Source organism: Massilia pseudoviolaceinigra (assembly GCF_030846505.1).
GTDB classification, from domain to species: domain Bacteria; phylum Pseudomonadota; class Gammaproteobacteria; order Burkholderiales; family Burkholderiaceae_D; genus Telluria_A; species Telluria_A violaceinigra.
The window spans coordinates 1-657 of sequence record NZ_JAVCWL010000130.1 but is presented as its reverse complement, the minus strand read 5'-3'; the positions used below and the strand labels follow the sequence as shown (position 1 = coordinate 657).

General features: G+C 63.3%; 1 protein-coding gene. It reads right to left on the bottom strand.

The genetic code is table 11. The features are described from left to right. The coding region (locus RBA40_RS33405) for a phage major capsid protein (RefSeq protein WP_306653218.1) at window positions 1-657 on the bottom strand (657 nt) is incomplete at both ends.

Below are 657 nucleotides of genomic sequence, written 5' to 3'. Positions count from 1 at the left end.
GGGCCAGACGCTCTTCGATCAGGATCGTGATCAGGTTGTTCACGAAGTCGTCTTCGTTTTCCGTGGCGATGGCGACCGAGGCGAGTAGGCGGTCGAAGATCTGGGCGCCCATGCGGAAGGCGCCGGCCAGGAAGGTGCCGACGGACATGGCCTGGGTGGTCACGACGGGTCGGCCCCAGAGCGATGGCGACAACGTGCCCTGCGGATTGCCGATGATGTACTGGCCGGTGGTGTCCTTCAGCAGCTCGATGCCGGCCCAGTTCGACGGATGCAGGACCAAGCCATCCGACGGGTACTCGGCCAGTTCCGCCTGCAGCAGGGCCAGGCGCAGGGTGTCGATATGGGTGGCGCCAGTGATGGCGATTGGTGCCACGTAGGCCGACGCCTGGGTGTAGAGGCCGTTCAGGTTGTTACCCACACCCGAGCCCTTGAGCAGCTGGTTTTCTTCGATCAGGCGCAGGCCGTAGGTCAGGCGCTCGTCGATGTACGATTGCAGCGCCGGGAAGTCGTCCAAGATCTCGGTAGACGCCTTCATAAAGTGCGCGATTTTGACAACTGGCGCGATCGATTGCGCCAGCGTGAGGGTCGATTCCGGCTTGCGGGCGCCCTCGGCAACCGGCGCCGCGTTGTTGGTGAAGCCCGTTTCCTTCATATAGC